Annotated in this window: 17 protein-coding genes; 8 read left to right on the top strand and 9 right to left on the bottom strand. The window is 62.3% G+C overall.

All coding sequences use genetic code 11. The annotated features are described in order from the left end of the window. Window positions 1–19 precede the first annotated feature (19 nt). Entirely contained in the window at window positions 20–1,471 is a 1,452-nt protein-coding gene (locus tag ACTJKX_RS22340) for a hypothetical protein (protein WP_440726558.1), read from the bottom strand. Between the two features lie 424 nt (window positions 1,472–1,895). Here ACTJKX_RS22340 and dinB point away from each other — a divergent pair, with 424 nt between their 5' ends. Beyond that, window positions 1,896–3,164 carry a DNA polymerase IV gene (gene dinB, locus ACTJKX_RS22335; RefSeq protein WP_440726557.1) on the top strand — a complete coding sequence of 423 codons (1,269 nt, stop codon included), beginning with the start codon at window positions 1,896–1,898 and terminating at the stop codon, window positions 3,162–3,164. Window positions 3,165–3,206: 42 nt separating this feature from the next. Here the strand turns inward: dinB and ACTJKX_RS22330 are convergent, their stop codons facing one another. Then, entirely contained in the window at window positions 3,207–3,626 is a 420-nt protein-coding gene (locus tag ACTJKX_RS22330) for a DUF1236 domain-containing protein (protein WP_440726556.1), read from the bottom strand. A gap of 413 nt (window positions 3,627–4,039) precedes the next feature. On the opposite strand from ACTJKX_RS22330, the gene ACTJKX_RS22325 reads away from it, so the two are divergent. Then, window positions 4,040–4,390, top strand: coding sequence for a hypothetical protein (locus ACTJKX_RS22325; RefSeq protein ID WP_440726555.1), 351 nt, complete (start codon window positions 4,040–4,042; stop codon window positions 4,388–4,390). Window positions 4,391–4,540: 150 nt separating this feature from the next. On the opposite strand, the gene ACTJKX_RS22320 is transcribed toward ACTJKX_RS22325, so the two are convergent. Beyond that, a complete protein-coding gene (locus ACTJKX_RS22320) occupies window positions 4,541–5,539 on the bottom strand; it encodes a L,D-transpeptidase family protein (protein WP_440726554.1) in 999 nt (332 codons plus the stop codon). A gap of 214 nt (window positions 5,540–5,753) precedes the next feature. Beyond that, on the bottom strand, window positions 5,754–6,551 hold the full coding sequence (locus ACTJKX_RS22315) for a polysaccharide deacetylase family protein (protein WP_440726553.1): 798 nt from the start codon (window positions 6,549–6,551) through the stop codon (window positions 5,754–5,756). A 341-nt stretch (window positions 6,552–6,892) separates the two neighbouring features. Here ACTJKX_RS22315 and ACTJKX_RS22310 point away from each other — a divergent pair, with 341 nt between their 5' ends. Together ACTJKX_RS22310 and ACTJKX_RS22305 are read left to right on the top strand one after the other, a co-directional pair. Then, window positions 6,893–8,185, top strand: a complete 1,293-nt coding sequence (locus ACTJKX_RS22310; RefSeq protein WP_440726552.1) for a S41 family peptidase — start codon at window positions 6,893–6,895, stop codon at window positions 8,183–8,185. A gap of 791 nt (window positions 8,186–8,976) precedes the next feature. Beyond that, the gene (locus ACTJKX_RS22305) at window positions 8,977–9,375 is read left to right on the top strand and encodes a tail fiber domain-containing protein (RefSeq protein WP_440726551.1); all 399 of its coding nucleotides are present in this window, start codon (window positions 8,977–8,979) and stop codon (window positions 9,373–9,375) included. A gap of 85 nt (window positions 9,376–9,460) precedes the next feature. Here ACTJKX_RS22305 and ACTJKX_RS22300 read toward each other — a convergent pair whose 3' ends face one another. The 3 genes from ACTJKX_RS22300 to ACTJKX_RS22290 all read right to left on the bottom strand — a co-directional run bounded on the left by ACTJKX_RS22300 (window position 9,461) and on the right by ACTJKX_RS22290 (window position 15,035). After that, window positions 9,461–11,785 carry a caspase family protein gene (locus ACTJKX_RS22300; RefSeq protein ID WP_440726550.1) on the bottom strand — a complete coding sequence of 775 codons (2,325 nt, stop codon included), beginning with the start codon at window positions 11,783–11,785 and terminating at the stop codon, window positions 9,461–9,463. A 304-nt stretch (window positions 11,786–12,089) separates the two neighbouring features. Next, window positions 12,090–13,388, bottom strand: coding sequence for an ImpA family type VI secretion system protein (locus ACTJKX_RS22295; RefSeq protein WP_311943590.1), 1,299 nt, complete (start codon window positions 13,386–13,388; stop codon window positions 12,090–12,092). A gap of 279 nt (window positions 13,389–13,667) precedes the next feature. Next, on the bottom strand, window positions 13,668–15,035 hold the full coding sequence (locus ACTJKX_RS22290; RefSeq protein WP_394312841.1) for a sensor histidine kinase: 1,368 nt from the start codon (window positions 15,033–15,035) through the stop codon (window positions 13,668–13,670). Window positions 15,036–15,343: 308 nt separating this feature from the next. On the opposite strand from ACTJKX_RS22290, the gene ACTJKX_RS22285 reads away from it, so the two are divergent. From ACTJKX_RS22285 to tagH, 3 genes are all read left to right on the top strand, one after another. Further along, window positions 15,344–17,101, top strand: coding sequence for a type VI secretion system Vgr family protein (locus ACTJKX_RS22285; protein WP_440726549.1), 1,758 nt, complete (start codon window positions 15,344–15,346; stop codon window positions 17,099–17,101). Between the two features lie 477 nt (window positions 17,102–17,578). Beyond that, window positions 17,579–18,133: a DUF6931 family protein gene (locus tag ACTJKX_RS22280; protein WP_440726548.1), complete on the top strand. Its 555-nt coding sequence runs from the start codon at window positions 17,579–17,581 to the stop codon at window positions 18,131–18,133. A 146-nt stretch (window positions 18,134–18,279) separates the two neighbouring features. Next, the gene (gene tagH / locus ACTJKX_RS22275) at window positions 18,280–19,608 is read left to right on the top strand and encodes a type VI secretion system-associated FHA domain protein TagH (RefSeq protein ID WP_440726547.1); all 1,329 of its coding nucleotides are present in this window, start codon (window positions 18,280–18,282) and stop codon (window positions 19,606–19,608) included. 117 nt (window positions 19,609–19,725) lie between these two features. On the opposite strand, the gene ACTJKX_RS22270 is transcribed toward tagH, so the two are convergent. Next, complete coding sequence (locus ACTJKX_RS22270; protein ID WP_311943579.1) at window positions 19,726–22,188, bottom strand: M23 family metallopeptidase; 2,463 nt, start codon at window positions 22,186–22,188, stop codon at window positions 19,726–19,728. A gap of 17 nt (window positions 22,189–22,205) precedes the next feature. After that, window positions 22,206–22,754 carry a DUF1036 domain-containing protein gene (locus ACTJKX_RS22265; protein ID WP_311943577.1) on the bottom strand — a complete coding sequence of 183 codons (549 nt, stop codon included), beginning with the start codon at window positions 22,752–22,754 and terminating at the stop codon, window positions 22,206–22,208. Between the two features lie 301 nt (window positions 22,755–23,055). On the opposite strand from ACTJKX_RS22265, the gene tssK reads away from it, so the two are divergent. After that, window positions 23,056–24,390, top strand: coding sequence for a type VI secretion system baseplate subunit TssK (gene tssK / locus ACTJKX_RS22260; protein ID WP_367624583.1), 1,335 nt, complete (start codon window positions 23,056–23,058; stop codon window positions 24,388–24,390). Window positions 24,391–24,401: the final 11 nt, after the last annotated feature.

Below are 24,401 nucleotides of genomic sequence, written 5' to 3'. Positions count from 1 at the left end.
GCCTCCACCGCGCGAGCGCCTACGCCTGTTTCGAGCCATCACCCATCCCCGGCTCGGGAACCACGTCGTCGAGCTGCTGATATTCGTCCATGGTGGTCTGGTAGGCGGTGTGGATCTCCTTCACCTCGGCCGTCAGCATCGCCTGGATCTGTTCGATGCGGGATCGCAGGTCGCGCAGGCTCCATTCGCCCTCGGTGTTGGCCTCCACGCTGACCTTTGCAAGCGAGAAGGGGCTTGCGAAACGGGCCGGAGGCGGCGTCTTGCGAGCCTTGGCATTCGCCTCGCGATAGAAACCGATCAGCGTGTTGGCCGCTCGTTCCAGATGGTCCTGATGCTGGCTGAAGAGCTTCAGCATGCGCGCGCGATTGGCGATGATGGCCTCATACTCGCTCCGCCGCAGGGACAGGTCGCTGCTGATATCCTGCATCCTGTCTTGATATTCGTCGCGAACGTCCTTCAGGTTTTCATCGAGTTCCGCCCTGCGGTCGCGATAGGCGTCCCTGGCCGCTTCGAGGCGGTGCTGGACTTCGGCATAGCCGGGATAGGCATCCGAGAAGGTCAGGCTGTCGATCAGGGCGACCACGGAGAACATCAGGCCAAGCCCGAAGAACAGCCAGGAATTGAGATCGCGGAGCTGGAAGGGGGTGGTGGCCATGACCTGCATCACCCGCTCGCCGCCTCCCTCCAGGAACTGGGGGGAGACGTCGCGATAATGGGCCAAGGCGAGATTGAGGCCGAGGGCAAAGGCCACGTAGAAGCAGAAGGCCAGCACCCCCAGGCCTTTGCGGAATACGCTGTTGTGGGCGATCTGCTTGACGCCGAAATGGCCGATGATGAAGGTGCCGAAAATGTTGAGGGCGGCAAAGGAAATGGCTTCGGTCACGCCACCGAGCAGGCCCTGTTCGCTGCCCTTGGCCAGGAAGTTGCCATTCGCGAACGCTTCCACCACGAACATCACGATGAGGAGGGCGACTTTCAGGAAGGTCGCTGCCCCGCCATGAACACGGGCGGTGCGGTCGATCTTGTGCTTGCGTCGGAAGGCCTGCTGCTCGGCGTCGAGGTCGCGCAGGTTGCGACGCAGCGCATAAAGGTCGTCGCGTCCCGCGCGTGCTTCCAGCTTGAAATCGCCGACGGCTGCCGGGGCGGTATGCTGGATCTGCGTGAACCTGTCCTCGAAATCGAGAGCCGCCAGGCGTTCGGCATAGGTGCGCAACTCATCCTCGATGGTGGCATGAGCGGCCTTCTTTGCGGCCTCGATACGCTCGATGATCTGGGTCTCGACCGAGTCCATCGTCTCGGATGACGTCGCAGGCTCCTCGTTGCCGCCGCGTTCTCTTCCCCGGCCGGCAAGATTGAGCTCGGCAGCGAGCCGGTCCGTGTCGATATCCGCAAAGGTCTCGATCGAGGGACGCTTGTCGTGAGAAGGCTTCGTGATCCCCTGCAACAGGCGGGCGAGGGCAGTGCTCTTCAAGATGCAATATCCAGAAACTCAAACGAAATAATCAGTCGCGATTTTAGCCGACGGCGTAGTTATATAGGCAGTGCTGCGGCTATCATAGCGGTGGTTTTGCCGCCGGGGCCTAGGATTGTGTCTGTTGAGCCATGGGCGTGCGTACTGCCATGGCGCCTGTGGCCTTCTGTGACAGGAAGGACTGGCTGTACCGTCCTTGAAAGCGGCGCCTTGATGCTTGCCGTCGCGACGATGGCGAATGAACACGCACGCGCTGCAATGGATACGAGACCATCGGCGAGCTTTCGCTTGGTGCGGCACCGAGCGTTTCGGCGATCGCTGGCTTACCGCTCGGGGGCTGGAGCTGCCAGCCGCTTCCAGGGCCTTGACTTTGCCTTCGTTATCTAGAACAAATAAGGAACATCGCGATGCGGGATTCCGGGTCATGGAAACCCTTGCCACCATTCTCCACGCCGACCTCGACGCCTTCTATGCCTCGGTCGAGCAACTCCTCGACCCCAATCTGCGCGGAAGGCCGATCGCCGTCGGCGGCGGGGTGGTGCTGGCGGCGAGTTACGAGGCCAAGGCTTTCGGGGTGCATGGCGGCATGTCGGGCCGCAAGGCGAGGGAGCTGTGTCCGCAACTCCTTTTCGTTGGTGGGCATTTCGACGAATATCAGCGTCTTGGCGATGCGGCGATCGCCGTCCTGGGGGACTTCACGCCGCTGGTAGAGCGTATCTCGATCGATGAGGCTTTCGCCGATGTCGCCGGCTGCACCCATCTCTTCGGGACGCCGGCCGATATCGCGGCAACCATTCGAGAGCGTGTGCGGAACGAGTTGGGTCTACCGATCTCCATCGGCGTCGCGCGGACAAAGCACCTGGCCAAGATCGCTTCCCAGGTCGCAAAGCCGGACGGCCTCGTCGTCGTCGATCCGGCTCACGAGCTCGACTTTCTTCATGACCTCCCGGTCGGCCTGATGTGGGGTGTCGGGCCGGTGACCGAGGCCAGGCTCAAGGAGCGTGGCATTCTTACCATCGGGCAGCTCGCCAATACGCCCGGCCACTCGATCGAGCGGCTTCTGGGGCGCGCGGCTGGCGAAAAGCTCCGCTCACTCGCCTGGAACCGGGATCCCCGCCGAATCCGCACGCAGCACAGAGCCCGATCCGCCGGCGCGCAATCCGCGCTGGGGCGGCAACCCGCCATCGAAGGCGTGTTCGTGCCGGTCGTGCTTCAGCTTGCCGATCGCGTCGCCTCGCGCCTTCGCGCCAAGGCCCTGGCCGGCTGGACCGTGACCGTGCGCGTCCGGTTTGCCGACATGCGTGCCGTCACGCGGTCGGCAACGCTGGAGGCGCCGGTCGCAGCGACGATTGTGCTGGCGGAGATTGCCACCAGGCTGGTGCGCATCGCGCTTGCCGATCACCCGCGAGAGACCATCATCACGCTGGTTGCGGTTTCCGTTTCCCATTTGCACAAAGAGCGGGAGATCCAGCTCGATCTTCCACTCGCCCTTCCCGACGAGAAACGGCAGCGCGGCGCCAGCCCGGGAGCCGCAAGAGAAACAGCCGATCGTGCCATGGATGCGATCCGCCGGCGTTTCGGGCGTGACGCGGTGGGCTACGCAACGGCGGCGCTGCATCGGAAGCGGTCTGTTCCGGATGCGTTCAGAGAACTTGCGCAGAAAGAACTGGGTGGCTATGAGGCGGACGGATAAGCAGGGCCGTAACGATGCACAGCCCTGCGCGCGTTAATTTGCCTATTGCACGATCTGCACGATCCGCCGCGTCCCTGGGTCGACAAGGACGACCTCGTCGTTCACATACGCGTATCGATAGCTGATATGCCCGTACTCGGCGGGCACTTCATAATATTCGACGCCGTCTGAGGGCAGGACTGTACCAACCGCTACCGGCTGGTCGTACCTGAACACGCGGGGATGCTGTTCGATCACGTATTTCTTGAAACGCGGCCTCTCTTTAATACCAATCAACCCGTTGATCCCGCCGGTGACGGCACCCACCGCGCCTCCGACGACACCGCCGACCGGTCCCGCGGCGTCGTTACCTTGTTCGGCCCCTTCCTTGGCCCCGGGCAGTACGCCCTGGGCGAGTACCGCCGACGGTGCAGCGATGCAAAGTGCCAAGCTCGTCACGAAAAGCATTGATCTTGCAGTCATTGTCGACCTCCTGTTCACATCGGATTGTCCCGCTGTGGGAATCGTGGGCCGAACTGCGTTGGCGTGGCGAGGTTCCACTGGTGCTGCGCCGCCTTCCTTCACAAAGGAATACCGATTGTTACAGGAGGTCCCGCCTGGTCAACTGCTTCGCGCCGGGGGAGGGCAACAAAGCGCACGAGATTCTATTCAGATATTTGCCGGACGCATTGCCTACATCGTCTCGTCTGGACGAAGCCTGATCGATATGGCGCCTGATTGTTGCTGCGCGATACCTCACAATGAAATTCGCAAGAACATCTGGGATGCTGATGAAATGGGCAGGGATGCCTGATGAGTGATTGAAAAATGCCGCGCTCGCGGGGCACTAATCCGCCGTTCGCAAAAGGATTATGAGTGAAAAGGGAAACCGTATAATGCGTTCATTGGCGTCTCTAGCGGTTGGCGCACTCGTCGTCTCCTTGTTGGGTTGTGTGACCGACAAAGGAAACGCCGATCCGATGTCGGACTACAAGGCCCAGTGCGCTGGCTTTGGCTTTACAGAGGGCTCGGATCCCTTTGCCAACTGCATGATGCAACTGTCATTGCGGCAGAAACGCCAGCAGCCCCCCGATCACGATACGCTGGTTCGCCAATATAGGGACCGCAGCATGGCTCGGCGTGGCGACGATCGCTATACAGTATGCAATGCTGCAATGATGGAAAATGAACTCGACACCTCGATCAACAAGTGGGTTGGCCCCAACTGCCGGATGGCGCCGGATTAGGACGGGAACAGCGCTTTGAGGCGGCGGTGGGGGCTATGCAAAGGCGGCGCCGGGGCGAAGCATATCGTTCCGAGAGCTCAGAAAGACCTGGGCGAATATCAAAGCCGTTGGCTTCACAAGACCGAGAGGCGGCACAGGCCTTGCACATCGTCAAGGGGAGCGCTTGTTCTCGCCTTGTGCGGCATCGTCCTTGAAGTCGACCTTCACGCCCGGCTTGACCATGGTGGCGAGGTCCTCGGCGTCCCAGTTGGTCAGGCGGATGCAGCCATGCGAGAAGGTCGTGCCGATCTTACCGGGGTCGGGCGTGCCGTGGATGCCATAGCTTTCGATGGAAAGATCGATCCAGACCGATCCCACCGGATTGTTCGGCCCGGCGGCAATGGTGAAGGGACGCTTGGTCTTGATCCCTTTGAAGGCAAATTTCGGATCGTAGTAATAGGTGGGATTGTGCACCACGTGCCTGACCTCCGCCAAGCCGCTCGGGGCCGGCTTCTCCTCGCTGCCGATCGAGGCAGGGTAAACCGCAAGGACGTTGCTTGAGGGATCGAGTACACGTATCTGGCGGGAGGCCTTGTCGACCTCGATGCTGGCAGCAACAGGAGGTTGCCCGCTGCGGCCGACATAAGGCACCGTCAGGCTTGTACCCATTTTATTGAAACGGGCACCGGGGTTGAGCATCGTCAGCAATTGTTGGCTGACGTGGAAACGCTCCGCCAATTGCTCCCGCAGGTTGCGATAGCCGAGCCGTTTGAGACGAGCCATCCTTTCCATGCGCGTGGGAATTCGCCGGGTGAAGCGGCTGCGCACGTCCTTGCGGGTCACCTCATAGGTCGTCAGCACGGGGGCGACGGAGGTCGCCGCGAGCTTGTCCCAGGTTTCCCTGGTGAGCTTGCCGTCGGATGCCAGGCCGTTCGTCGCCTGGAAGGCCGCGACGGCCTTGGTGAAGTTGTCCGAAAGGCGGCCGTCGATGAGACCGGGCGAAAAGCGGGCGCGATCGAGAAGGATCTGCGCCTTGATCAGCATCGGATCGACATCCTTCGGCTCGCCCTCGCTGAATTGCGCCCGATCGACTCCATCGAGGTCGAGCTTGGCGGCCTGCGTGGCACCGCAGACGAGTGCACATGTGAGGGCGAGAAGCAGCCTGAACATGGACCTCACTCCAGGACCGGGACGAAGTACCTGTTCCTAGGACGCGGTACGGCTGATCTGGTTCCCGCCTAGCGGTCCTCCCAGTTTGCGCGTTGCGTGCCGCTAGCCATCAGCCACCCTCGCAAGTGACCTATCTGGCCTTTGCACGATGCGCTGACGCGGCCAGATCCGCGACCCGTGCCTCAGCCTGGCATCCTCACCTGCGAGCCCGCCGTCAGGAGCCGAGCCGGTGAGCGATGTATTCCTTCAAGGGGGCGATGGCATCCAGGGCATGGGCCAGGCTGCCATAGGGGGCATCGCGGGACGGTGCGGGCAAGGCATGAGGCGCCGTCGATACGGCGCCCGGTTCCGTCCCATGCCGGCAAGCCTGCAATTGCCCGACCGTGGCGAACCGGAAGCCTCGCATCTTGAGGGTGTGGATGATGTCCGGCACGGCCTCGATGGTGCTGGCATGGATATCATGCATCAGGATCACGGCTCCCGCCGGGGCTCCGGCGCCGATCAGCCTGGTCAGAGACGCTGTGTCGTCGAGCCAGTCGAAGGAATCGAAGTCCCAAAGTGCCATTCGGCGCCAGAGGCCGGCACCACGCAAGGCCGCCTTGATGCGAGCATCGATCTTGCCCCAGGGCGGGCGAAAGACATCCGGCCTCTGGCCGGTTTCCGCCATGACCGCCTCATCCGTCAGTTCCACTTCGGCGATGGCTTCGCCATCTGTCAGTTCGGTGAGTGCCCGATGGTCGAAAGTGTGATTGCCAATCTCATGGCCTTCGAGAAATTCACGCCGTACCAGGCCGGGCGAATAGGCCAGCCTTTTGCCGACCACGAAGAAGGTGGCATGGACCTTTTCCCGGGCCAGAATATCGAGAAGGAGAGGGGTCAGCGTCATGTCCGGCCCGTCATCGAACGTCAGCGCCACGCAGGGCGTGGGGCTTTGCCGTGCTTCATGCCTTTGTTGGCCGGCTGAAGCAGGGGGGGCCGGCAGCACCGATGACAGCGCCACGAGGAAGGTCACGATGCCCAGGCATATCCGGCCGGGAGTGTTGCCATGCCTTTGCTTCGAAACGCCCTTCCGGATACGCGACACTGCTTTGAACCTCACCGAGACCTCGAGGATCGATCAAAATGCTTTTCGAGGAAAAAAGCTACAACCATGACTCCGTCTGCCATGGAGACGCCGGGCCCGCATTCATTGAAGGGCGAGCACGATTTGGACGGTGAAGAACGAACAACAAAATGCAGCCATAATCGCGGTATCAGTGTTGTCAGCCTTCCCTGGGGCGATTTGGAAGAGGGAATGGAAGGCGCATCGAGTACGTTCGAACTCGAACTTGGCCGCCAACAGATGAGACCCTGATGCGTAATCTCGCCCTCATATCCACGGGAGCCGCGCTCGGCGTGCTCGGTACGGTTGCCCTGACGCAACCCCATTTTCTTCTCGTCGGTCGGGCTCAGGCCGCGTTGGCCGACAGCTACAAGCAGCTCAACCTGTTCGGCGAAGTGTTCGAGCGGGTGCGTTCGGACTATGTCGAACAACCCGATGACGGCAAGCTGGTGGAGGGGGCCATCAACGGCATGCTCGCCTCGCTCGATCCCCATTCGAGCTACATGGACGCCAAGAGCTTCCAGGACATGCAGGTGCAGACCAAGGGCGAGTTCGGCGGGCTCGGCATCGAGGTCACCATGGAGGACAACGTCCTCAAGATCGTATCGCCGATCGACGACTCGCCGGCTTCCAAGGCTGGCATATTGGCGGGCGACGTGATCACTGCGCTGGATGGCGAGGCGGTTCAGGGATTGAGCATGCAGCAGGCCGTCGACAAGATGCGCGGGCCGGTCAACACACCGATCACGTTGAGGATCCTGCGGGCGGGCAAGGGAGTGCCTTTCGATGTCAAGCTCGTGCGTGACATCGTCAAGGTTGCCTCGGGGAGGGATGAAGAGTTAGCCGGAGGTATCGGCTATATCCGCATCACTCAATTCACCGAGCAGACTTTCGACGGCCTGAAGAAGAGTATCGACAAGCTGAGCAAGAAGATCGGCCAGGACAAGCTCAAGGGCTATGTGATCGACCTGCGCAACAATCCGGGCGGCCTGCTCGACCAGGCCGTTTCGGTTTCCGGCGCTTTCCTGGGGCGCGGGGAGGTCGTTTCGACACGCGGACGAAACGTCGACGACGTGCAGCGTTTTGCTGCAGACGGGCCCGATCTCACGGGAGGCAAACCGATCGTCGTGCTGGTCAATGGCGGTTCGGCTTCGGCCTCGGAAATCGTGGCCGGCGCTTTGCAGGACCACAAGCGGGCCACCATCGTTGGCACGCGTTCCTTCGGCAAGGGCTCGGTGCAGACCATCATCCCGCTGCAGGGCGACGGCGCGCTGCGCCTGACCACGGCGCGCTATTACACCCCCTCCGGGCGCTCGATCCAGGCCAAGGGCATCGAGCCCGAAATCGTGGTGAAGGAGAACGTGCCGGACGATCTCAAGGGTGCCGACGAGACGAAGGGCGAATCCGGCCTCAAGGGCCATCTGGCGAATCCGGATGCCGACAAGGCCGAAGAAGGCGGCTCCTCGGCCTATGTGCCCGCCAACGAGAAGGACGACACCCAGCTCAACAAGGCGATCGGCATCCTGCAGGGGCGCCCATCCTAGGGTGATGCGCGTTCAAGGGCGAACACCTATCTGCTCCGACTTTTTGCTTAGACGCGCCTTTGCGATTTGAAGTAATTCATTCAAATCGCAGGACGTTCTTGGGCGATATCCGTGCGGCCGTGCGAAAACGGCATGATCTTGCACATATCGCCCTCACAGCCGGATGGCAGCCCCGAGGGCATTGTACCTAAGAGCGAGCGCCGTCGATCGTCGCATGATCCGCTTGACCGAAGCCGGGAATAAAACGCGGGCGAGGCGAGTCCTGCTTGGAGATCACGTGCTCACGGAGGGGGAATGACTTTGGCCATGATAGGGGCGAAGCCAACTCCTCGGAATTGAAGCCGTGTTTGATGAACCCGGTGCGCGGCCGGCGTTGATGCCTTAAGTCATGCGAGTGCTTTGCAAAGATCGAGTACGCCTATGTCAAGAACAAGTTTTGTTCTATATTTGCGCCGGGGTCGTCGTCTCGGCGTTTATTTTGTTGACCATTCGGTCAGTTTAAGGGGCGGCGTCATCCTATTCGGCGCGCTCCTCTGTGCGGGCTGTCACGCCTGAATCCGCTGGACTTGCTATGATCCATATCGGCGCGGTGTGTGCCCGCCAGATTTTAGGAGATACCGATGACGAGCAAATTTGAAGTTCGGCGGGGCCTGCTGTTTGGGGTCTTGGGAAGCGGGCTGGCCGTTGTGCTTGCCGGCTGCGCGTCAGGTTACCCCAACGAACCCATCTATGTGGATGAACCGGAGCCGCCGCGCCGGAGGATCAGGCCCGCCCGGCCTCACCATACGACGATGCCCCGTCGCAGGCGCGTGATCATGGAGCCGGATGCCGGCGACGATACACGCGACAGGATGCCTGCCGGCAGTAGCGGCGGGGGCGGCGGAAGTGGCGGTGGTGGCGGCGGCGGTGGTTCGGGAGGCGGCGGTGGCTGGTCCGATCGCCGGCTCAAGACCGATATCCGTGCCATCGGCCAGTCTCCCAGCGGCTTGACGATCTATCGCTTCCGCTATGTCTGGGGTGGTCCGGTCTATGTCGGCGTCATGGCCCAGGACCTTCTGGAGACCCATCCCGACGCGGTCATCCGTACCGACAGCGGCTACTTCATGGTCGACTATGACCGCATCGATGTGAAGATGATGATGTTGGCGGACTATCAAAGGTCGACGCAACTGCTCGGGCGCGGCGCGTAATGCTGGCGGCAGCATCGAACCTGGCGGGAAGCCAGGTTCGATGCCATGGAGAAAAGCCGCGCTCTGCCGGTATGGCGGCCCTGCCTCAGAACAGGTCGAGACGGGGGTTCCGCTTCTGCCAGGCCTTGCGGGCAGCCAGCACGATGGTGTCGTCGACATCCGATGTCGGGGTTACCGCATCGCTGCCCAATTCGGCATTGAGCTTGTCGATGACCTTCTTCTTCTCGGCCATCGGCAAGGCGCTGAGGTTCTTTCCCTCATCCTTGTGTTCGCCATAAGCGTCGAGTGCGATGGCGAGGCTCGAATACCAGGCGGCCTTCTCCAGGTCGCGCTGCGCCGCCGGACCCTTGGAATAGATCCAGCCGAGATTGGATGCCGCGTAGAAGTCGCCACGTTCGGCACCGATCTCATACCAGCTTATGGCGCTCGCCAGATCCTTCTTGACGCCATTGCCCTTGAAATACATGGCGCCGATATTGGTGGGCGCGCTGGGATGTCCGCCCTCGGAGGCTTGCTTGAACAACTCCATCGCCATGGTGGGCTTGCGCGCCACGCCTTTGCCGTCGAGATAGGCGATGCCCATGTTGCGCATGGCATAGATGTCGTGCCGCGCCAGCGCCGCTTCGTAGAACTTGATGCCGCGCTTCGGATCGGCCGGCAGGTTCTGGCCATAATAGTACATGGCACCGACAGTGTTCATGGCATAGGTGTGCCCGAGTTCCACGGCACGATTGAGCAGCTTGACGCCCTCGTCGACGGATTTGGGCACGCCGCGCCCGAGGGTGAGATTGCGGCCATAAGCGAGCATGGCATAGGGATCGCCGCGTTCGGCGCCCATTTTGAACAGTCTGTTGGCCTCGACCAGGTCCTGCGAGCGGCCGAGGCCGCGCTCGGCCAAATAGCCGAGCTCGTAGTAGGCGCGCGTATAGCCCGCATCGGCGGCCGCGTTGAAGAGGTCGATGGCGCCCGCGACATCCTTGTCGGCCAGCTTGGCGCGGCCGAGCTCGTATTTATAACGCGCGACGGTGGGGAATTTGGCGACGGCCTCGCTGCAGGCGGCGATGGCCGGCTTGGCGTCGATCTCGTTCGGCAACTTGCCGAGAGTGACACCTTGCGGATCGAGCGGCTCGCCCGCTTTGTCGTCGCAAATCGGCACGAAGGACTCGATCTTGCCGGTGACAACCTGGCCTTCGCCCCCAGGCTGCTCGACCTTGAGCTGCACGCTCTGCACCTTGCCCTCCGAGCCGATCGAAGGTTCGAAAGTGATGGAGCGGACGGCGTTCTGGTCGACGACGTCGCCCTCGGCCAGCGGCGCTCCGTTGAGATACATCGTGCCGAAGCTCGGAGCCGCGGCGATCTGGATCTGCGCGCCGGTGGCGGCGCGCACCAGCGGCAGGTCATCCAGCATGGCGACCTGGCCGACGCCGATTGGAACGCGGCGCGGCTTGTTGAAGGTTTCGCCGAGCAATGCGGCAACCTGTATCGGGGCCTGCTGATCGGCGAAATTGTCCGATCCCTGCTTGGGCGCCGGGCCAATCTTCACGGTGGTATTCTTGGCAAGCTGGACGGGTGCCGCTGCGGCAATGCGAATGACCGGCTTGGCCAGGTAGACCGGCTGGGTCAAGGTGCCGACCGACCACGGGCGCTGGCGCTTGTTGGTTGCCTCCCACACGTCGTCGGTCACCTTGTCGAGCGCGCGCTGCACGTCGACGCCCAGCGTGAAGGAGTATTTCACCATGGAGGCCGTGAACGGCGATTTGTCGCCGGTGCCGTCCTCCGCGACAGCACCGGGCTGGGTCGAATAGGCAATGAGGCTGCTCGGCGGGCTGGTCTGGGGCGCGAGGCCGACGCCGGCGACCGCCATCTGCTTTTCGGGGCCGACCAGGAATGAGCGGGACTGGAATGGATTGTTCCGGCACGAATCCAGATAGATGAGCTGTGTCTTGGAGTTCTGCTGCATATAGGCGAAGATCGTCTTGACGTTGATCGTCTCCACCTCCAGATCGGCCGGATCCTTCAGCTTGGCATCGATGGGGATGATGCGGTTGTCGCCGCCCACCTGGATGCCGTGGCCGGAATAATAGAACACGCTGAGTTCGGCGCCCGGTAGCGAACGGATGAAGCGTTGCAGGGCCTTGTCGAACTCGTTGCGGTCGAGATCGAGCGCCGACACCACTTCGAAACCTTCGCGCTTCAAGGCGGCTGCGACGGCCTGCGCGTCCTTGTCCGGATTGTTGAGCTGGGGAACGACCGTGTAATGGCTGTTTCCGACCACGAAGGCCACGCGCCGCTCCGCTGCCTTGACGCTCGCCGGCAGGGCGAACATGACTGCGGCGAGGGCGGCGGCCGATAGCCCGGCTCGCCAGTCAAGGCAATGACGCATGTCCCGGTCCTGATGTGAGGTCAGCATCTTCACCGACGCCTCCTGTACTATATCTGATCCAATGATATCAGCTTTCGAAACAATTGCCTGCTACTCTCGAAATAGTGATATCGGCTTAGTCCGAAAGCTTAGAAGAGCAAATAAGAATATCTTACCTAGCTCCTTGGGTGTCTCATGATGCCAAGCTTCGAAAATGCTGACGCAACCTCGGCTTGGGCACTTGGTAATTTCCGATGTCAAATCTAAGATTTGACCGAGATTGCCAAAAGGGACCAGGGGCATTGATAGTGCCTCCCGGTATTATTCCACCCGATACGTCGTCCTGATTGAATCAGGACTTGTCATCCTTCTTCTCATCTTTACGCGAGATTTCGACGAGAAGGGCATTGAAGTCCTTGGCGACCAGGGCTCGCGCCTTCTCGATCAGCATGGGGATCGGGCTCGACGGCTCGATATTGTTGTAGAAGATCTCGATCTGGCGCATCAGGGCCGAGGCCTCGCCGCGCGTCCCGACAGAATAGGTGCGGGCCTCGGCCTCGGTCTCGTCGGGTTTGCCTTCCTCGACTGCCAGCGCCGAAAGCTGGGCGAAGTTCAAGGCAAAGGGCATGGTGCCACCGATCTGGATCTTCGCTTTCTCGACCAGGCCGGGTGCCAATATCTTCATGACTTCGACAAAGGACTTGCCGACGAGCAGATGTGCCTGCTTGAGGAGCAGTCTTGCCGGGCTCGACGGTTCCTTGCCGGCATAATAGGCCAGGATCGCCGCCAGCGCATTGGAAGCCTCCTTCACCGAGGCGACATCCGAAGGCGCGAGGGGAGCGGGCGCAGAGGATGCAGAGGCAGTCTGCGCCGGCTCCCGCGTGCTCTCGGCTTCAGCCGGCTGAGCCGGTGCCAGGCCCGGCTCCCGCGTGGTGACGATGCCGCCGACATAGGTGCGAATGGCGCGCACCAGATCCGGCAATTGCTCGAATTGCGGTGCCGCCTCGTGCCCGGCCTTGTCGATGAAAAGCTGGCGCAGGCTGTCAAGATTGGCGAGGATGGCCTCGAGATGAGCCGTCAGGTCCACCAATTGCTGCAGCGGCTCGAAACGCAGAAAGGCATCCCTGACGCCCGAGGCATCGATGACTGTCTCTCCCTCGCGCGGGGGCAATTTCCCTTCCCCGACCAGGACCGAGCGCATGGACAACGCGCCGAGGCGCTTGTCAGTGATCAGGGTGGCGCTCTGCAGCGGCAAAACCACCGTCGGCAGGTCGTCGAGCGATTTGAGGAAGGCGGACCTCAGTTCCGCGCCGCCGGCCGCATCGGTCGGATGGCAATGATCCCACTGCGCAAGGAGCAAGGCATTGGTCGCTGCGACGGCGTCGACGAAACCGGGCAGATCATCCGAGAGAATATGATACTTGGCCGCCAGGACGAGATAGCGCAGATCGCGCGATTTCTCCAGATGCACGCGCAGATCCGCAAGCGTCTGCTTGGACTCGAACGACTTCTTGTTGAAGCTGCGGTAGCTCGCCGGCAGTTGGCCTTCGGCGACGGTGAGAAAATTCTGGGCGTCGGAATCGGCATCGGGATCCGGCCCGCAGGGAGCGTCGGCTGAAATCTCTGTTTCGATGCCGGCATAGACTGCCATCTTGGCCTACCTGTTGGGATTGTGCCGAAGCAAAGTGCGATTTGTCCGAACCGCACTTCTACTCCCACTTTTTGGTCCGGAGCGCCTTTGCGATTTGACGTGGTTCATTCAAATGACAAAACGCCTTTGGAAATGATGCTGTTCTGCGTCTCAACCCGCAACCCCCCATATAGGGGAGGCTGCGGAAATGCTGCGCCGATCGTTGCCGATGACCATGGCCGCCGGCGATAGTATTTTTTGATCGATCGATCCTTTACTTTCGGCGTATGAGCGTCTGGTCTACCGCTCTGCCGCCTGACCCTCCTCCAGATTCAATCCCTGCCTGCGGACCAGCGGCAGCCAAAGGATGGTGGCGGTGCCTTCGCCCCGTTTGCTGAGCACCTCCAGCGTGGCACCGAGGGCTTCCGCGCGTTGAAGCATGTTCCGGCGGCCGCGGCCTGTGGCCGGAGCCTCCATATTGAAGCCGCTGCCATTATCGGCAATCTCGACGCGGAGGCCGGGCCGTCCCTGCAGCAGCGCCATCTTGCATTTGAAGGTAAGCTGAGTGGCCTTGCTGTGGCCCATGGTGTTGCTGACCGATTCCTGCAGGATCCTGAGCACATGCAGGGCGCTCGGCGCGTCGAGCCAGTCGAGTTCGGGCACATCCTCGACCATCCATTTGACGCCGATGCCCGATTTTCGCAGTTCGGGCTCGTAGCGATAGCGCAGGCTGGCGAGGAGGGTGGCGACATTGCCTTCCACCGGCTCGAGCGAGTCGACCGCGACGCGAAGATCGGTCAGGGCACCCTTGAGGGCAACCACGGCCGTCGTACTCTCCTTGCCCTGGCGTTCGGCCGAAGCCAGGGCCGCCACGAGGCTCGAGCCGATGCCGTCATGGATTTCCCGCATCAGGCGTTCCCGCTCCAGCTTCACCGCATGGGCGATTTCGAGGGCGTGCCTCGCGCTTTCGCTTGCCAGCAGATTGGCCTTGGTGGTCTCGATACGTTGGCCGAGCGCCTGGTTGAGCCTCTCGCGTGCCTCGGCATTGGCCAGGATGTGCCGCAGGATGACGAAGCCACTGAAGCCGAGCAGGATCACGCCGGCATAGGGTGCGAACGGCACGCCTTTGCCGGGCCAGACCGTTCCGGCATAAAGATCGATGCCAACCGCCGCGAGACCGAGCGCGTAGAGGATCACCAGCGCCAGTTTTTCAGGCGTAGCGATCTGCGTTTCCGCCCTCGTTGCAAAAAAAACCAGCAGGAGCAGCGCTGCGCCGAGGCTTGCAAGACCGGCGATCCGCGTGGCTGCCAGGTCGTGAAACGGGATCGCCGCGACGCCGAGGCCGAAACAGGCCAGCGCCATCGCGACCACGAGGCCGCGAGGAAGCCTCGCACCGACCAGGCTTGCTGCCAGGCCGAGCGTGGTGAAGAGCAGGGGGTAGAGCAAGGCGATCCGGCCGACCGAAAAGCCGAAGGGCCGGGTTTCGATCTGGGGCAGGCCCGCAAGGTTGAACGCGCACCAGGCGGCACCCGCGCAGCAGAGCCAGGCCAGGACGCCTTCCCGCCGGCGCAGCAGCCAGCTCATCAGGGCAATTGCCGCGATGACGGCCAAAGTGTCGGTGGCGAGCAGATGCCCCAACTGCCTCAAATCTTGCGCAACCGGGCTCATCGCACCGTCCTCAAACCATAACCGACGATACGCCCAAAGCGTTTGCTCCAGGGTCGGCCGGCTGAACCGCTCGTCACCTGCGCGAGAGGCGTCTCATTCAGGAAAGCGACCGACCCTCGAACAAGAATAGCAAGAATGTCGAAACCCGCCAGTCCCAGATGAGTGGACTATGACTGGGACCCCCTAAATGTGGGAGGCGACAAAGCGCCTATGGCATGGACGTTGAACTTGAACAGAGCTAGCCTTGATTGGCCGACGTGGTAAAGCGAGGGCAGACTGTGGCACAAATATTCGGTCAAGACACACGAATGGGTTCTTTCACGAGCAGCCTTGGCAAGGACAAGCTCGTCGTCACCCGTTTTGAAGGATCGGAAGGCCTCAGCGAGCTTTTCGAATATCGCCTCGAAGTGGTCAGCGACGACAGCGAGGTCGATTTCGACAAGATCCTCGGCACCAAATGCCGTCTGGAGATCCAGTCCCATCACGAGGGTGTCAAGCGCAGCTTCAACGGCGTGCTGGTGGAGACGCAATGGATCGGCAGGGACCAGGATCTGCGCTATTACCGCCTGGTGCTCCGCCCCTGGCTGTGGCTGCTGACCAGGACCACCAATTGCAAGATCTACAGCCACATGACCGTGCCCGAGATCATCAGCCAGGTCCTGAACAATCGCGGCTTCATCCAGTTCGAGCAACGTTTGTCGGAAAGCTATCCGCAGCTCGAATATTGCGTGCAATATCGCGAAAGCGACTTTGCCTTCATCTCAAGGCTGATGGAAGAATACGGAATTTACTATTATTTCGAACACAGCGAGTCCGACCACAAGCTCGTCATGGCGGATGCGAGTGCGGCGCATCAGCCCAAGCTCGGCGGTGCGGCACTCGAATTTGCAGCTGTCGGTCTCGACAACATCATGACCAAGGACAGGCTGAACGAATGGGCCGAGGGCCGGCGCCTGCGCTCCGGCAAGGTCACGCTGGACGATTACGACTACCACAAGCCCAGCACCGACCTGATGGCGGAAAAGGCGGCCAGCGCCCGGTACCAGCATGGCGACCTCGAACTCTACGACTACCCTGGCCGCTATACGGAAAAGGGCGATGGCACCACGCTGGCCAATGTGAGGCTCGAGGCCGAGCAGGCCATCGACAAGCGCGTGCTGGCCGGCGGCGATGCCGTCACCTGTTGCCCGGGCTTCACCATGACGCTCGATGGCAATCCCCCGGCCAGCAAGGGCACCAAATATCTGATCGTTCGGGCCCATCATCTCTTCCGCGCCCAGGCCTATCGCTCGACGGGCGCGTCCGGCGAGGAAGGCTATTCCGGCAGCTACGAGTTCCAGCCGCTCGACATTGCGTTCCGGGCGCCCGCCGTGACGGCCAAGCCTGTCATTCACGGCCCGCAGACCGCCTTGGTGGTCAGCGACGTGGACGACCAGTGCCGCATCGAGGTGCAGTTCTTCTGGGACCGCGACAAGAGCCAGTCCCGCTATGTACGGATCGCCCAGAACTGGGCCGGAAACGGCTGGGGCGACGTCAAGATCCCGCGCATCGGCATGGAGGTCGTGGTCAATTACATCGAGGGTGACCCGGACCAGCCCTTGGTGACGGGCAGCGTCTACAATGCCGAGAATGTCGCCCCTTATGTCAAGGACAAGCTCAACGCCGTCTCGGGCACCAAATCGCAGACGCTCAACGGATCGGGCTATAACGAGCTGATCATGGACGATACGGCCGGTAACGAGCTGATCCGCTTTCACGCCCAGCACGACCTCGAAGGCAAGGTCGAGAACGACGAGCGGCGCGAGATCGGCCAGAATGTCGAAGTGAAGATCGGCAACAGCCGGGACGAGACCATCATGTCGACCTGGACGGTGAAGGCCAATCAGAAGATCGAGTTCACCGTGGGGAACAGCACCCTCACCATGACCCCGGTCGGCATCAAGCTCAAATCGACCATGATCACCCTGGAGGCCGACGCCTTGATGAATCTGAAGTCGAACGCAATCGGCCAGGTTTCGGCTGCAGCCCCCTTAATGGTCCAGGGGGCGCTGGTTCTGATCAATTAGAGCAAAACGCGTTCGAGTTTAAACGCTTCTTTGCTCCAACTCCCTGTTTCCAAGCCAATCCAAAGAATTGGCTGAAGCGTCTGTAACTGCTCACCGGGGTTACGCGACCTTGGTGGTGGAGGGAGTAACTGCAAGTCTTTGCGCTTCTTATCGACTCCGGAAAAACGCGATAGGGCGTATCGCCGCCGTCCAACCGGCACGCGACGCCAGAGATCCGCAGGATCGCGATGGATTTTCAGAATCGATTGCGACCCGGCGGAGCATTTTTGGTTGGACGAAAGCGCTGGAAATTGCAAAAATACGTTTAAACAATGAGTTAGCGCTGAGAATGGTGCCGTCTTGTTGGCTCACTCGTGTCATCCCGGCCACAACTTGTTCGCAAGGTGCGGCTGAGCACGCATCGCAGCACGAAGTGATGCGATACCGAGGCGTGACCGCAAGCCAAGAGTCTGTATTCGAACGGTCGCAGGAGACGAGATGAAGCATCTTCGGTTCTCGACGGCCAGGCAGGTGATCGACGCCTTCCCGAACCTCGATGGCGAGTTTTCCGGATATAATCTCGACCTTGAGCCTTTCGCGTTCATCGACGCCTTGCTGGCGCAGGGCGGCGCGCGCAAGGCCATGATGTTCTGTGCCTTCGTGCTGCCGCGCCGCGAAGCCGTGCAATGGCTCAGCCTGGCGTTGCGCCAGCGGCCGCAGCCGCCGAGCGGCGCGGAGGCCAACCTGCTCGGCCTGGTCGATGACTGGCTGAAGAAACCCATTGAGTTTACCCGCCGTGCGGCCCTCGATGCAGGCATGGACGATCCCGATAAGGGCGCCTTCGCCTGGGCCGCCCTGGCGGCGGGCTGGAGCGGGGGGAGTCTCTCGCCCAATCCCGAACATCCGGTCCCGCCGCCCCCGCATCTGACCGGCCACGCCGTGAATGTCGGCTTGACGTTGCTGGTCGCCGGCCTGCCCATGGCCAGGCAGGTCGGTGGCATGGAAGACCTGGTCGGCGATGCCGTGGCGCTGCTGCGACGCGGCGGTTCCTGACCGTGGCAAGGCGCGATTTCCCGGAAACCTATTGAGCTCTAAGCCTCTGATTTGGCGCGTTTTCTTGATCGAAGGGCCTATCAATTCTTCCACAAAACGCTCTATTTATCGTTTGCCTCATGACGTGACAGGACTTTGCAACCGCCATGCTGACACTCAGGATCGAGAACTTTGATCGCCTGCCCGATGGCGGGCCGTTGGAGTTTGCGATCGACAAGCGCGGTTTCGATTTCGGGCGCGACCAGCATCTCGACTGGACCTTGCCCGATCGCAACCGGGTGATCTCCGGCAAGCATTGCGAAGTGCGCTTCTACGACGGCGCCTATTGGCTGACCGATACCTCGACCAACGGTACCTTTCTCAACGGCGCCAGCAAGCGCCTGCAAAGCCCCTACCGTCTCGCTGATGGCGACAGGCTGGCTGTGGGCGACTATGTGCTGGCGGTATCGATCAAGCTGCCACAGGCACCGGTGCAGCCGGCTCCGCCACCTCCGAGTTCGAGCCCGGGCCCGTCCCTGGCAAGCGCGGATATCTGGGACAGCCCGCACGAGGCACCACCGCCCATCGATGCGAGCCAATTATTGCCGCCGCTGAGCGAGGCTGATCGTGGGCCGGATTTCCTGCACCAGGCCGCCTATGTGCCGCCGCCCCTCGAGGAGTCGGAGCCGATCCGCAAGCCCAGACCTTCCCTTCCGATGCCGGCCATTCCGACGCCGGCGCCGGCCGCCGCGTTGTGGGAAAGCGAGGATCCCGGCCCGGTCGAGCCCGCCAAGGCCGAACCGGCTACGGAAGAGGCGGCGCCGGTTGTGGTCAAGCCCAGGGATGCCGTGGAGGCCCCGAAGCCTGTTGCAGAGCGGAACGTTCCGGCGCCATCTTCGGGCAATGTCGGTGCGGCCGAATTCATTCGCCGCTTTGCGGCCGGTGCGGGCATTCCCGAGAACATCTTCGGCGGGGTCGATGCCGGCGATCTGGCAGAGGATGCCGGGCGGCTCCTCAATATCGCCTGCCTGCATGTGATGGCCTTGCTGCGGGCACGGGCCGAGGCCAAGGCGCTGTCGCGCGCCGGCAACCGCACGATGATCAGCGCCGAGGACAACAACCCGCTGAAGTTCATGCCCACCCCGGAGGAGGCCCTGCGGGTCATGCTCGGGCCGCGGACGCGGGGCTATCTCGACGGCAAGGCCGCACTGGAGAACGCCTTCGGCGACCTCAAGATGCATCAGGTCGCGTTCCTGGCCTCGATGCAGGCGGCCCTGACCGAACTCTTCGACGAATTGTCCCCTGAGGCCATCAAGACCGCAGCAGATGCCAAGAAATCCCTATTTTCTGGCAAGGGCAACTATTGGGAACTCTATGCCGAGCGCTGGGCGGCCAGGGTCGGCCGCCGCGAACATGGCATGCTTGGCGCCTTCCTGGAGCTCTATGCCGAGCAATACGACAAGCTGAGCGCCTCGAACCGCAACCGGCATTCGTGAGGCAGGCCAGCATCGGGATCGACGTTCCAGGGGTCGCAGGCGTCTCGCCTGCTTCTGGAAGCGCTCCCGCAGGCTGATGGCGAGAGCTGCGAGCCTGGGGCGAGTCGGCACCTCGCATCATTGCAGCAGCGCCAGCACGGATGTCTTGAGCGCGGCGAAGGCGGGATCGCTGGCGAATTTCGCCAAAGGCTCGTTACTGACCGTCGTGGTGCCCGTATCCTGCGAGGGCGTCGAAGTGCCCGAGATCGCCGCACCCATCTTCTTGGCGGCCCAAGCGATCAGGAAGCTCAGCGTCTTGCCCTGCTCGAAGGGGTTGGCCCGCACATGGGCGGCGCCGAACACGTCGGAGATCAGGCTGTTCTGCGGGCCTCGGAGTGCCTTCACCGCTCCGCCCGATCCGAGGAAATGCGCCAGATAGAGATTGCCGGGCGTGACGGCATGGCCGGCCTGCCGGATCACCGCGGCATTGTCGCGGGTGTGAGCCGTCGTCATCGCCCGCGCGAGGTCGCAATTGGTGCGCATCGCCAGCACTTCCTGGCGGCTGCGGCCGACCAGAAGATCGGGTCGATGCAGGCGGATGGTGGTCATCCAGGTCGATTCGATGAATTGGCCGAGCCCGACAGCGGTGGAGAGCGGATTGGCGGCATTGCACTTGTTGCCGCTTTCAATGGTGATGATACGGCCGACGAACTGGTCGACGGCACCGTTGGCGCCACCGGCGGTGCTGGTGGCAGTGGCGGCGCTAGCACTGGCGGTGGTGGCGCTCACCTGGCTGTCGGCGACCGGATCGACCGGCACGCCATTGTTGCGAACCTCGAAATGCAGGCGCGGTTCGCGGCTGGAGGCCGGCGTGCCGACATAGCCGATGGCCTCGCCGGCCTGGACGCTGCTGCCGACGGCAAGCCCGGTCGCCGCCCGCGCGAGATAGCCATACATCGAGGTCTTGCCGTCGTCATGGGAGAGCCGCACCACCGTGCCGAAATTGCTTTCCTCGCCGATGGCGGTGACCTTGCCCGGATAGGCGGCAACCACGGGCGAACCCACCGGGGCCGTCCAGTCGATGCCGTAATTCATGGACGCGGCCGAAGTGTCCGAGCCCTGCGGGCCGAACCTGGCGACGATCACGCCGTTGACGGGCGTGACCATGCCGCCGCCATCGGGCAGGCTGCCCTGGCCCGCCGACGACACGCATTCGAAGGGGGCGCCGGCCTGGGGCTGCATCACATAGCAATCGAGATTGCCGGTGGTGCGCCCGATGCTGACGAAGACGATGCGGCCAAGACCCTGCTTCGAATCGCGCGGGGCCGGCGAGTAGATCAGCGAAATCGTGTCGCCCGGCTGCACTTTCTGCTCCAGGTCCTGGGCCCGCGACAGCAGCATGATCGCCTCGCCGATCACCGGGGCCGGCAGCCGGTTGCGCAGCGCCGTGACATAGATTGCATCGAGCAGGCGCGGCTGGTTCTCCGGATCGACCTGCACCGGCGCCAGCGGCGCCGCGAAGGGATCACGCCGATACCAGGGATCTTCGGAACGCACATAGGTGCCGACATCGTTGAGGGCGATGGAGCCGACGAGCTCGGTCTTGGCATAGACCGACACCTGCACCGGCTGCATGTGGTTGGGATCGCCGTTCAAGGCGACCGCGCGCACCACATAGCGATCATCGGCCTCGAGCATCGGGCGGTTGTAGAAGGCATTGAAGGCATCGCCGGCCGCACCGGCCTGCTGGGTATCCAGGCCGAGATTGTTGAGCGCGTCGGCGAGGCGGATCCGAGCCTTGGCCTTTTGAGCAAAATCCGCGACGCGGTCGCCCGTGCTCGTGCTCGAAGCCGCGATCGAGGAGGAACCGGTGCTGGCATCGGCACCGCCTTCGCCGTCTGTCGTGCCACCGGCAGCGGGCGCCTCCTGGGCGATGGCGATATCCTCCTGCGAACCCAGCACCGCGACCTGCGATTGCGGCGTGGGCAGGTCCAGCACGTCCTTCAGGCGGAACACCTCGTTCTTGATGCCAAGGCTGCCCGCCGCCTTGCGCTGCGTATCGCTCGCCAGCTTGATCAACTGGCGCGGAGCGTCGGCGAGCTGCGGCACGATCACCGGGTCGCCGCTGAGATCGATGATGCGGGGCTTGATCGCCGCCCGGATCAGGGCTTCGTCTTCGGCTTCATTGTCCTCGCCCTGCACCGGAACCAGGCTGGCCTGAAGGTCGCTGTCCGTCACCGTGACCTGCTGGCGGGTCCGATCGGGAGCAAGCAGATAGATGGTGGTCACGGCCGAGCCAAGGCCGAGAAAAAGGAGGGCCGCGGCCATGGTGAGATAGACCAGCGCACCCGCGGGGCGGGCGCCCGATGGCCCAGGCCTGGCGGTATCCGCGCCCTTTGGCGCGCTCCCGGCAGGGCCGGCTTTGTCGGCTACTGGCTTGGCAGCCTTCTTCGCGCTCCGCGCGGGAGGCTTGGCCGGCACGATGATGGTGGCATTGGTGTCTTCCCCGGCCGGTCCGGTCTGCGGCTCAGTCGCGGTCGGCCGGGACGGGTCCGCGGGATCGGAGGATTTTTGCCCGGCTATGACTGTCTTGTCGTCCATGGCGGGGGCGTGCCAGGTCAGGGTTTGTCGTCAGGGCGGATGAAGACCGTCCACGAGCCGGTATCGCCGGTATCGACCTCCTTGAACTTGGCCTGGACGAAACCGCGCACCCAGCAGTCCCAGGGCTGGTCCTGCACCTTTTCGATCTTGAAGCGTTTGGTGTCGACGCACATGTCCCAGTTTCCCTCGAATGCGCTGTCGCCTGTCGCGGTCGTCGCGTAGATATAGACATATCTCAGCTTGAGATCGGCCAGATCTTCCTTGATCGGCGTGACACAAGTATTGCCCGGCAATGTCCACCAGCCTTCGGTGGCGAATTTCTTGTCGATTTCGGCGCCGATGGCGACATTGTATAGAGTGACCGACTGGTTGCACACTCGAAAGGCTGCTTCGGCACGATCGACATGGCCCCAAACCAAGCCGAACGGCACCATGGCAAAGCCTAAGGCAAGGCGCGTTCTGGCCAAAACGCCCTTTTTCTCTGATTTCTTGTTTCGACGCGTCTTTGCGATGCTTGGCATGTCCAATACATCGCAAAACGCCACAGCCTTCGCATCCGCAGACATTGAGGGAACAGCTTCGAGAGCACTGAACGATTGTAGCACGCGAATACAAATTTCGTATCTGCCGCACCACTTTCTGTCTACCTCACAATGGGGGAGGCGAGAGCCGGGCGCTTGTTCTAAGCTACAGTGGTAGGGTCGATGTAAGCCGGTGGATCGCTTGACTTCCTCAGGTCATATGGCACAGTTCGCAAGAAGCCGAGAGAATTTGCTCGCGCAACGGCCGAACGTTTTTTGGCGAGGCCTTGCGACAGCATTGCCGAGCCTGACAATCACACAACCAAATCCTTCGGGCGGCTGATCGATGTCCTGGTATAGCAAAGTCGCTTGGTCGGAAGGTCTGTTCCTCCGGCCACATCATTTGCAGCAGGGCGATCGCTATCTCGAACATCTGCTCGAGGGCCGTACCAGCCAGATCACGCCCTATCCCTGGGGCTTCAACGAGATCGAGATCGATCGCGACCTGGCGCAGCAAAGCAAGTTCGGCCTGCGCCGCGCCGCGGGTATCCTGTCGGACGGCACGCCGTTTCGCTTCCCCGGCGATTGCCCGCCGCCGCCGCCCGCAATGGTGCCCGAAAATGCCGCCGGGCTGTTCGTCTGGCTGTGCATGCCCATGGCCCAGCCCAACAGCCGCGAGATCGACGAGCCGGAGAGCGAAAGCGGCAGCCGCTATGTGGTGCAATCGGAGACGCTGATCGATGCATCCTCCGCCCTGCAGATCGAGGAAGAGATCGACGTTGCGGTGCCGCGCTTCAGCTACGAGATCCGCCGGACGCCGAAGCCGGGCTTCGTCTGCATGCTTTGTGCCCGGATTATCGAGGTCAACGACAAGACCATCGTCTTCGACGAGCGCTTTGCCCCGCCCGTGCTGGTGGTCGCCGCCCATGCTGCCGTTACCGGCTGGCTCGACCGTGTGATCGGCTGGGTGGAGACCAAGCTCGATGAACTGGCGCGCTTCGCCTCGGACCCGCGCTCCAGCGGCGGCATGCAGAGCGTCGACTATTTTGTGCTGCAGATGCTCAACCGCGAAATTCCGGCGCTTCGGCACATGCGCCGTTCGAAATACACCCATCCTGAGCGGCTCTATGTGGAGTTGCTGCGTCTGGCCGGGGAGCTGGCGACCTATTCCACGCGGGAGCGGCGCGCCAACGACTATCCGGCCTATGACCATGACAATCCCGGCACCACCTTCGCCCCGGTGCTGGCCGACATTCAGCGCTTCCTCAGCGTCGACATCAGCCGCGCCATCCGGCTGGAGATCGTGGAGAAGGCCACCAACGCCTTCCTGGCGACCGTGACCGACCGCAATCTGTTCCGGGCGTCGACCTTCGTGCTCGAAGTGGCGGCGCAGCGTTCGCTCACCGAGTTGCAGACGCAGTTCCCGGCTCTGTTTAAGGTCGGCCCCAATACGCGGATGAACGAGATCGTGCATGCCCACCTTCCCGGCATCGGGCTGATTCATCTGCCGACGCCACCGGCGCAGATCCGGGCGATCACCAGCCACGTCTATTTCGCGCTCGACCGCATGTCGCCGCTCTGGCCCGAATTCAGTACCGCGAGCGGTATCGGCATGCATTTTTCCGGCGACTGGCCCGGGCTTGAGCTCAATCTGTGGGTCGTCAAGGAAGACGTGAAATAGGATGTGGGCAC

The sequence above is a fragment of the Labrys sp. 22185 genome, from assembly GCF_052045555.1.
In the GTDB taxonomy this organism is placed as follows: domain Bacteria; phylum Pseudomonadota; class Alphaproteobacteria; order Rhizobiales; family Labraceae; genus Labrys; species Labrys neptuniae.
Note: the sequence above shows the minus strand (reverse complement) of the source record. Positions and strands in the feature narration are given on the sequence as shown.

What these genes read in the sequence shown, in the direction of transcription:
- dinB (WP_440726557.1), top strand. Translation starts at nt 1,896, where the DNA reads ATGGAAACCCTTGCCACCATTCTCCACGCCGACCTCGACGCCTTCTAT.
- ACTJKX_RS22330 (WP_440726556.1), bottom strand. Translation starts at nt 3,626, where the DNA reads ATGACTGCAAGATCAATGCTTTTCGTGACGAGCTTGGCACTTTGCATC.
- ACTJKX_RS22325 (WP_440726555.1), top strand. Translation starts at nt 4,040, where the DNA reads ATGCGTTCATTGGCGTCTCTAGCGGTTGGCGCACTCGTCGTCTCCTTG.
- ACTJKX_RS22320 (WP_440726554.1), bottom strand. Translation starts at nt 5,539, where the DNA reads ATGTTCAGGCTGCTTCTCGCCCTCACATGTGCACTCGTCTGCGGTGCC.
- ACTJKX_RS22310 (WP_440726552.1), top strand. Translation starts at nt 6,893, where the DNA reads ATGCGTAATCTCGCCCTCATATCCACGGGAGCCGCGCTCGGCGTGCTC.
- ACTJKX_RS22305 (WP_440726551.1), top strand. Translation starts at nt 8,977, where the DNA reads ATGCCCCGTCGCAGGCGCGTGATCATGGAGCCGGATGCCGGCGACGAT.
- ACTJKX_RS22300 (WP_440726550.1), bottom strand. Translation starts at nt 11,785, where the DNA reads ATGCTGACCTCACATCAGGACCGGGACATGCGTCATTGCCTTGACTGG.
- ACTJKX_RS22295 (WP_311943590.1), bottom strand. Translation starts at nt 13,388, where the DNA reads ATGGCAGTCTATGCCGGCATCGAAACAGAGATTTCAGCCGACGCTCCC.
- ACTJKX_RS22290 (WP_394312841.1), bottom strand. Translation starts at nt 15,035, where the DNA reads ATGAGCCCGGTTGCGCAAGATTTGAGGCAGTTGGGGCATCTGCTCGCC.
- ACTJKX_RS22285 (WP_440726549.1), top strand. Translation starts at nt 15,344, where the DNA reads ATGGGTTCTTTCACGAGCAGCCTTGGCAAGGACAAGCTCGTCGTCACC.
- ACTJKX_RS22280 (WP_440726548.1), top strand. Translation starts at nt 17,579, where the DNA reads ATGAAGCATCTTCGGTTCTCGACGGCCAGGCAGGTGATCGACGCCTTC.
- tagH (WP_440726547.1), top strand. Translation starts at nt 18,280, where the DNA reads ATGCTGACACTCAGGATCGAGAACTTTGATCGCCTGCCCGATGGCGGG.
- ACTJKX_RS22270 (WP_311943579.1), bottom strand. Translation starts at nt 22,188, where the DNA reads ATGGACGACAAGACAGTCATAGCCGGGCAAAAATCCTCCGATCCCGCG.
- ACTJKX_RS22265 (WP_311943577.1), bottom strand. Translation starts at nt 22,754, where the DNA reads ATGTCTGCGGATGCGAAGGCTGTGGCGTTTTGCGATGTATTGGACATG.
- tssK (WP_367624583.1), top strand. Translation starts at nt 23,056, where the DNA reads ATGTCCTGGTATAGCAAAGTCGCTTGGTCGGAAGGTCTGTTCCTCCGG.